A 6,751-nucleotide genomic window follows, 5' to 3' on the forward strand; every position below is an offset into this window, starting at 1 on the left:
CGTTCATCGCTCTTCGCTTACCGCGGGGCCGGCGGCATCTCCCAGGGCTGTCGCATCACTCAACAGTATGTTCAACACGCCGGCGATCACCCAGGCAATGGCCGAGCCCGCCACGAAAGCGAGCAGATACCATAACCACTGGATCACGAAATCCATGCTGGATCTCCTTAACTGACAACGATTTCGACGCGGCGGTTCTTGGCGTGACCCTCGGCGGTGTCATTGGGCGCGATCGGATTGCCCGATCCCAGACCCCGGACAACCAGCTGGGCGGCGGGTACGCCTTGGGAGATAAGGAAATCCGCGACGGCTTGAGCTCGCTGGGTGCTCAACTGCATGTTGATGGCCTCGGTACCCGAGTTGTCGGAATAGCCGTTGAGCGTCGCGTGCGCGTTCGGACATGCCTTGAGCTTGTCTGCCACCTGCGGAAGGACCTGGTTGTCGGCGGGGGTCAAGCTAAACCCATCCATCCCAAAGCTAATCGGGCCGCCGGTCACGGCGTTGATCGTCGCTTGCAGGTCGGCGCACGACACGGGCGGCGGGGGCGGTGCCGGCGGGATCGGAGCGTTAACCACAAGCTTGCCAAGGACATTCAGGCTTGACCAGGTGTGCACCGCCTCCTGCTCGACGGTGTTCTTCTGGTCTTGCGATGCGGCGGTACCGGCCAACGTGATGGTGACGCCGCTAACCGCGAGGCTGAAATCGGGAATGGAGGCGCTGTCTCGGAAAATCGGACCGGCATTGGAGAAATCCAACGCATTGACGGAGGGGTTGATATGGATTTGGTCAACAACGTTCACGCCCGGAGCCAGCCAGCCATTGAGTGCCGTCATCAATGCCGCTTTGGAGGAATCATCAGGGAAATCACCGCTGAGCGTTATGTCCTTGCCACTGCGGGTTATCGACAGCGGCGCCAACGAGAGTTTCGGGGCATTGGACCCGCTCGACGGCGTCGGCGTCGGCAATGAGCCCGTCGGCCCACTCGCCGACGGCGTTCGCTTCGACGTACCGTAGCCGATCGCAGCAATGAGCAGCGGAATAACCACAAGGGCGACAAGCCAGGGCAGGCTAGGCGACCGCCGGTGAGATTCCGTCGCAGGTCGCGAGTCCGTGGTTGCGACCTCTTGCCGCAAACCCGCACCTAACGCCACTCGTGCCTCTCCCCTCATTTCGTTACCAGGAGCCTACCGACTGGGCCTCGCGGCCCCGTCAACTCTGGCATGTCGGGCACACTGGACCGATGGGCAACGGCAAGAAACCGACCGACAGCGAAACCCTGGCACACATCCAAGAGCTGGTCGCAGAGGAGAAAGCGCTGCGGGACCAGCTGCAGCACGGCGAGATCAGCGCGGACGAGGAGCACGATCGCCTGCGACGGCTCGAGGTCGAGCTCGACCAATGCTGGGACCTGCTGCGTCAGCGAAGGGCACTGCGGGAAACGGGTAATGACCCGCGGGCGGCTGAGGTGCGTCCGGCCGACCAGGTCGAGGATTATCTCAGCTGAACGAGCAGGTCGACGTCGTCGTCATAGGCGGCGGCCACAACGGGCTGGTCGCCACCGGCTATCTGGCCCGGGCTGGCCTTCGGGTGCAATTGTTGGAGCGGTTGGGGCAAGTCGGCGGCGCTGCCGTCTCGACACAGGCCTTCGACGGCGTCGACGTCCGGGTCTCGCGGTACTCCTACCTGGTCAGCCTGCTGCCGAGCCGTATCGTCGGCGACCTGGGCGCCGCGGTGCAGTTAGCCAGGCGGCGCTATTCGTCGTATACGCCCGATCCGGATTCCGCGGGCCACACGGGGCTGCTGGTGGGGCGTTCCGGCACCTTCGCCGCCGTCGGCGCAGCCGGCGATGAGGACGGTTTCACCGCCTTCTATCAGCGCTGCCGCCTGGTCACCGAACGTCTCTGGCCGACGCTGCTCGAACCGCTGCGCAACCGCGAACAGGCCCGTCGGCACGTCGTGGCGAGCGGCGATCCCGCTGCCGCGGACGCGTGGCGGGCCATGGTCGACGAGCCTATCGGGCACGCCATCGCCGACGCGGTGCGCAGCGACCTGATCCGCGGCGTGATCGCCACGGATGCGCTGATCGGCACCTTCGCTCGTGTCGACGATGCGTCGCTCAGGCAGAACATCTGCTTCCTGTATCACGTGCTCGGCGGGGGCACCGGAGACTGGGACGTACCCGTCGGCGGGATGGGTTCGGTCACAACGGCCCTGGCGGCCGCGGCCGTCCGCCACGGCGCCCAGATAACCACCGGGGCAGACGTTTACGCCGTCGAGCCCGACGGGCGGGTGCGCTACCGCGTCGGCGACGACGAACACCTCGTTCGGGGCCGGTTCGTGCTGGCCGGTGTGACGCCGGCGGTCCTGGACCGCCTGCTCGGAGCGGAACCGGCGCCATTGGCCCAGGGCGCGCAGGTCAAGGTCAACATGGTGCTGCGGCGGCTGCCCCGGTTGCGCGACGACTGCGTCGCACCCGAGCAGGCCTTCACCGGGACGTTTCACGTCAACGAGACGTGGACGCAGCTCGATGCGGCGTATTCGCGGGCCGCCGCCGGCCACCTACCCGATCCCTTGCCGTGCGAGGCGTACTGCCATTCACTGACCGACCCGAGCATCCTGTCGGCCGAAGTCCGCGACGCGGGCGCTCACACGATGACGGTGTTCGGCTTGCATACCCCGCACTCATTGTTCGAGGGCACCGATCCCCACGTCCTGCGCGACAGGCTGACGGATGCGGTGCTGGCATCGCTCAATTCCGTTCTGGCAGAACGCATTCAGAGCGTGTTGCTGGATGACGCCCATGGCCGGCCCTGCATCGAGACGACAACCACGCTGGATTTGGATCGCACGCTTTCGATGACGGCGGGGAACATCTTCCACGGCGGCCTATCGTGGCCGTTCGCGGATGACGACGACCCGTTGGACACCCCGGCGCGGCAATGGGGAGTCGCGACGGCTCACCACCGAATCATGTTGTGCGGGTCGGGCACCCGCCGCGGCGGTGCCGTGTCGGGCATCGGCGGCCACAACGCGGCGATGGCGGTGCTGACCTCGCTGTGACCGCGTCCTAGCGCGCGTCGATGGTCGCGTAGTCGCGTTCGGTGTAGCCCGTGTAAATCTGCCGCGGACGGCCGATCTTGCTGTCACCCTCGTCGTGCATCTCACGCCAGTGAGCGATCCAGCCGGGCAAGCGGCCCAGCGCGAACAGCACGGTGAACATCCGGGTCGGGAACCCGAGGGCACGGTAGATCAAGCCGGTGTAGAAGTCGACGTTGGGATAGAGCTTGCGCTCGATGAAGTAGTCGTCGGTGAGCGCCTTCTCTTCGAGCTCCTTGGCGATGCTGAGGAGGTCGTCGTCGCCGCCCAGCTTGGCCAAGATCTTGTCAGCCTGCTCCTTGACGATCCGCGCCCGTGGGTCGTAGTTCTTGTAGACGCGGTGGCCGAAGCCCATCAGCTTGACGCCGGCTTCGCGGTTCTTCACCTTGCGGACGAATTCGCCGACGTCGTCGCCGCTTTCGCGGATGCTCTCGAGCATCTCGAGCACCGCCTGGTTGGCACCGCCGTGCAGTGGGCCCCAGAGCGCGTTGATGCCACCCGAGATCGAGGTGAAGAGGTTGGCACGGGAGGAACCCACCAGCCGAACCGTCGACGTCGAACAGTTCTGCTCGTGGTCGGCGTGCAGGATGAAGAGCATATCGAGGGCCCGCACGATCTCGGGATCGGCGCGGTAGGGCTCGGCCGGCAACCCGAAGGTCATCCAGAGGAAGTTCTCCACCAAGGACAGCGCGTTGTCCGGATAGAGGAACGGCTGTCCCACCGACTTCTTGTAGGCGTACGCGGCGATGGTGGGCAGCTTGGCCAGCAGGCGAATCGTCGACAGCTCCACCTGCTCGTTGTCCATGGGGTCCAGCGAATCCGGGTAGTAGGAGCTCAACGCGTTCACCACGCTGGACAACACCGGCATGGGGTGGGCATTGGGCGGGAAGCCGTCGAAGAACCGCTTGAGGTCTTCATGCAGCATCGTGTGCCGCTGGATTTTGGTGGTGAACTCGGCCAGCTGCTCCTTGTTGGGCAACTCGCCGTAGATCAGTAGGTAGCTCACCTCGATGAATGTGGATTTCTCGGCGAGCTGCTCGATCGGATAACCGCGATAGCGCAGAATACCGGCGTCGCCGTCGATATAGGTGATGGAGCTCTTCGCCGCGGCGGTGTTGACGAAGCCGACATCGAATGTGGTGTAGCCGGTCTTGGACAACAGCGAGCCCAGCGCAATGCCGTCAGCTCCCTCGGTCGCATGGACGACCTGCAGATCGATCTCGCCCCCCGGATACTTCAAAGTTGCGGTGTCGTCGGTGTCGGCCACGAGAACCCCTTTGCGCTCCGGCTGATATGGCTGCCCTGACTAGGGGCGTATAGGTGAAGGTAGTCGTTATCGCGGCGGAGCGCCTGCCCGGGGTCAGGTCTGTTGGTCGACGGCTGATCGCCCGCGCCCACCACCACCGGGCCGATCAGGGTTGAAGGCGCTCGACATGGGGGCCCATGACCCGAATTCGGTTGTGCACCCGGTTTTCCCGACCCTGCCAGAATTCCACCATCTCGGGCGCGATCAGGTATCCGCCCCAGTTCGGCGGCACCGGGACGCTCTCCGCGTCGGCGAAGCGAGCGGTGACCTCCGCCAGCTGACTGAGCAGCGCCGCACGGGACGCGATCGGTCGCGATTGGTGTGACGCCCACGCACCCAGTTGCGAGCCGCGCGGCCGCTTCGACCAGTAGAGCTCGGTCTCCGCTGGATCGACCTTGCTCACCGGGCCGCGGATGTGGACCTGACGCCCCAGCTGGAACCACGGAAAGGTCGCCGACGCGTACGGCGTCGCCGCCAGCTCGTCGCCTTTGGCCGAGTCATAGTTGGTGAAAAACGTCACGCCAGCCTCGTCCGCGCTCTTGCACAACACCGCTCGGCTCACCGGCTTGCCATCCGCGACGGTAGCCAGCACAAAAGCGTTGGGCTCCGCTACTCCTGCGCGTTCGGCGTCGTCAATCCACTTGCGGAACAAGGCAAGCCACCCGTCGGCCAGCCAGTCCCCGTCCAAGTCGGGGCTGCCGTCCTTCTCGACGGACCCGTACTCCACGCGCATCCGCTGCAGGTGTTCTTTCCCTGCTTCGGGTTCGCGTCCCGCCATTGCGCCAACGCTACCGGGCGGGTGCTACCGGCCGGTAGCATTCGCCGGGAGGTGGGGTGCGAGAATTTTCGGTATGACTGTGGTCCCCGAAAACTTTGTCCCCGGCCTGGAAGGTGTGGTGGCGTTCACCACCGAAATCGCGGAACCCGATAAGGACGGCGGTGCGCTGCGCTACCGCGGCGTCGACATCGAAGACCTGGTGAATCAGCAGGTCACCTTCGGTGACGTGTGGGCGTTGCTGGTGGACGGCAAGTTCGGCCACGGGCTGCCGCCCGCGGAGCCGTTCCCGCTGCCCATCCACACCGGCGACGTGCGGGTCGACGTGCAGGCGGGCCTGGCAATGCTGGCACCTATCTGGGGATACAAGCCGCTCCTTGACACCGACGACGCCACCGCGCGCGATCAGCTGGCGCGTGCGTCGGTCATGGCCCTGTCCTACGTCGCACAATCGGCGCGCGGCATCTACCAGCCGGCCGTCCCGCAGCGAATCATCGACGAATGTTCAACGATCACAGCGCGATTCATGACTCGCTGGCAGGGCGAGCCGGACCCCAGGCATATCGAGGCCATCGACGCCTACTGGGTGTCGGCCGCCGAGCACGGCATGAACGCGTCGACGTTCACCGCGCGGGTGATCGCGTCGACCGGCGCGGACGTCGCGGCGGCGCTGTCGGGGGCGATCGGCGCGATGAGTGGCCCGCTCCACGGCGGGGCGCCGGCCCGGGTGTTGCCGATGATCGAGGAAGTCGAACGCACCGGCGACGCGCGCGCCCTGGTCAAGGGCATCCTCGACCGCCACGAGAAGCTGATGGGCTTCGGCCACCGCGTCTACCGCGCGGAGGACCCGCGGGCGCGGGTGCTTCGGGCCACTGCGCAACGGCTGGGCGCACCACGCTACGAGGTTGCGCTCGCGCTGGAGCAGGCCGCGCTGACCGAGCTACGCGAGCGGCGTCCGGACCGGGCCATCGAAACCAACGTCGAGTTCTGGGCCGCGGTCATCCTGGACTTCGCCCGGGTGCCGGCCACCATGATGCCGGCGATGTTCACCTGCGGACGCACCGCGGGTTGGTGCGCCCACATTCTCGAACAGAAGCGGCTGGGCAAGCTGGTTCGCCCGTCGGCCATCTATGTGGGCCCGAGTCCGCGTGACCCGGAATCCGTCGAGGGCTGGGACCGGGTCTCACCACCGCCTGAGTCGGGTCGGTCGCCGGTCAGCGCGCGAGCGTAACGCGTCTGCGAATGTCGTCCAATTTTTCGCACCGGGGTTAAGCTCGCGTCCGCAACTTGTCGGTGGCGCGCGATTAAATGATCCCGCCCGCGATGAATTTGGGTCGCGGGCCAAGTCAATAACCGTGAGCCGGCCCGCGCATCGGGGTCGGCGACGAGTCCGACATAAGGAGAACCACCATGGCGATCACCATCGAACCCGCACTGTCCCCCCACCTCGTGGTTGACGACGCCGCCGCGGCGATCGACTTCTACGTCAAGGCCTTTGGCGCCGTCGAACTGGGTCGGGTGCCCGGGCCGGACGGCAGGCTGATCCATGCCGCGCTGCGCATCAACGGCTCCGC

The 6,751-nt window shown here is 65.9% G+C and carries 8 protein-coding genes; 4 read left to right on the forward strand and 4 right to left on the reverse strand.

Going from position 1 to position 6,751, the window contains the following annotated elements; translation table 11 throughout:
• Positions 1-3 precede the first annotated feature (3 nt).
• Together JO059_RS09805 and JO059_RS09810 are read right to left on the reverse strand one after the other, a co-directional pair.
• Positions 4-156 (reverse strand): hypothetical protein, encoded by a 153-nt coding sequence (locus JO059_RS09805; protein ID WP_293316152.1) that lies wholly within the window; start codon positions 154-156, stop codon positions 4-6.
• Positions 157-167: 11 nt separating this feature from the next.
• A complete protein-coding gene (locus JO059_RS09810) occupies positions 168-1,151 on the reverse strand; it encodes an OmpA family protein (protein WP_366516184.1) in 984 nt (327 codons plus the stop codon).
• A gap of 89 nt (positions 1,152-1,240) precedes the next feature.
• Here JO059_RS09810 and JO059_RS09815 point away from each other — a divergent pair, with 89 nt between their 5' ends.
• Positions 1,241-1,504: a DUF2630 family protein gene (locus JO059_RS09815; RefSeq protein ID WP_293316156.1), complete on the forward strand. Its 264-nt coding sequence runs from the start codon at positions 1,241-1,243 to the stop codon at positions 1,502-1,504.
• Positions 1,501-3,060, forward strand: coding sequence for an NAD(P)/FAD-dependent oxidoreductase (locus JO059_RS09820; RefSeq protein WP_293316162.1), 1,560 nt, complete (start codon positions 1,501-1,503; stop codon positions 3,058-3,060). Before JO059_RS09815 ends, JO059_RS09820 begins: the two co-directional genes overlap by 4 nt.
• A 7-nt stretch (positions 3,061-3,067) precedes the next feature.
• Here the strand turns inward: JO059_RS09820 and JO059_RS09825 are convergent, their stop codons facing one another.
• Entirely contained in the window at positions 3,068-4,363 is a 1,296-nt protein-coding gene (locus tag JO059_RS09825; RefSeq protein ID WP_293316158.1) for a citrate synthase, read from the reverse strand.
• 145 nt (positions 4,364-4,508) lie between these two features.
• Entirely contained in the window at positions 4,509-5,135 is a 627-nt protein-coding gene (pdxH, locus tag JO059_RS09830) for a pyridoxamine 5'-phosphate oxidase (RefSeq protein WP_293316164.1), read from the reverse strand.
• A gap of 118 nt (positions 5,136-5,253) precedes the next feature.
• Here pdxH and JO059_RS09835 point away from each other — a divergent pair, with 118 nt between their 5' ends.
• Positions 5,254-6,408, forward strand: a complete 1,155-nt coding sequence (locus tag JO059_RS09835) for a citrate synthase 2 (RefSeq protein WP_293316160.1) — start codon at positions 5,254-5,256, stop codon at positions 6,406-6,408.
• Between the two features lie 179 nt (positions 6,409-6,587).
• Positions 6,588-6,751: VOC family protein (locus tag JO059_RS09840; protein ID WP_366516185.1), on the forward strand; the 164-nt coding region annotated here is incomplete at its 3' end.

This window comes from Mycobacterium sp. (assembly GCF_019247615.1).
Taxonomy (GTDB): domain Bacteria; phylum Actinomycetota; class Actinomycetes; order Mycobacteriales; family Mycobacteriaceae; genus Mycobacterium.

Excerpts from the sequence above, each read along its gene's own strand:
- JO059_RS09805 (WP_293316152.1), bottom strand. The coding sequence starts at position 156 with ATGGATTTCGTGATCCAGTGGTTATGGTATCTGCTCGCTTTCGTGGCG.
- JO059_RS09815 (WP_293316156.1), top strand. The coding sequence starts at position 1,241 with ATGGGCAACGGCAAGAAACCGACCGACAGCGAAACCCTGGCACACATC.
- pdxH (WP_293316164.1), bottom strand. The coding sequence starts at position 5,135 with ATGCGCGTGGAGTACGGGTCCGTCGAGAAGGACGGCAGCCCCGACTTG.
- JO059_RS09835 (WP_293316160.1), top strand. The coding sequence starts at position 5,254 with ATGACTGTGGTCCCCGAAAACTTTGTCCCCGGCCTGGAAGGTGTGGTG.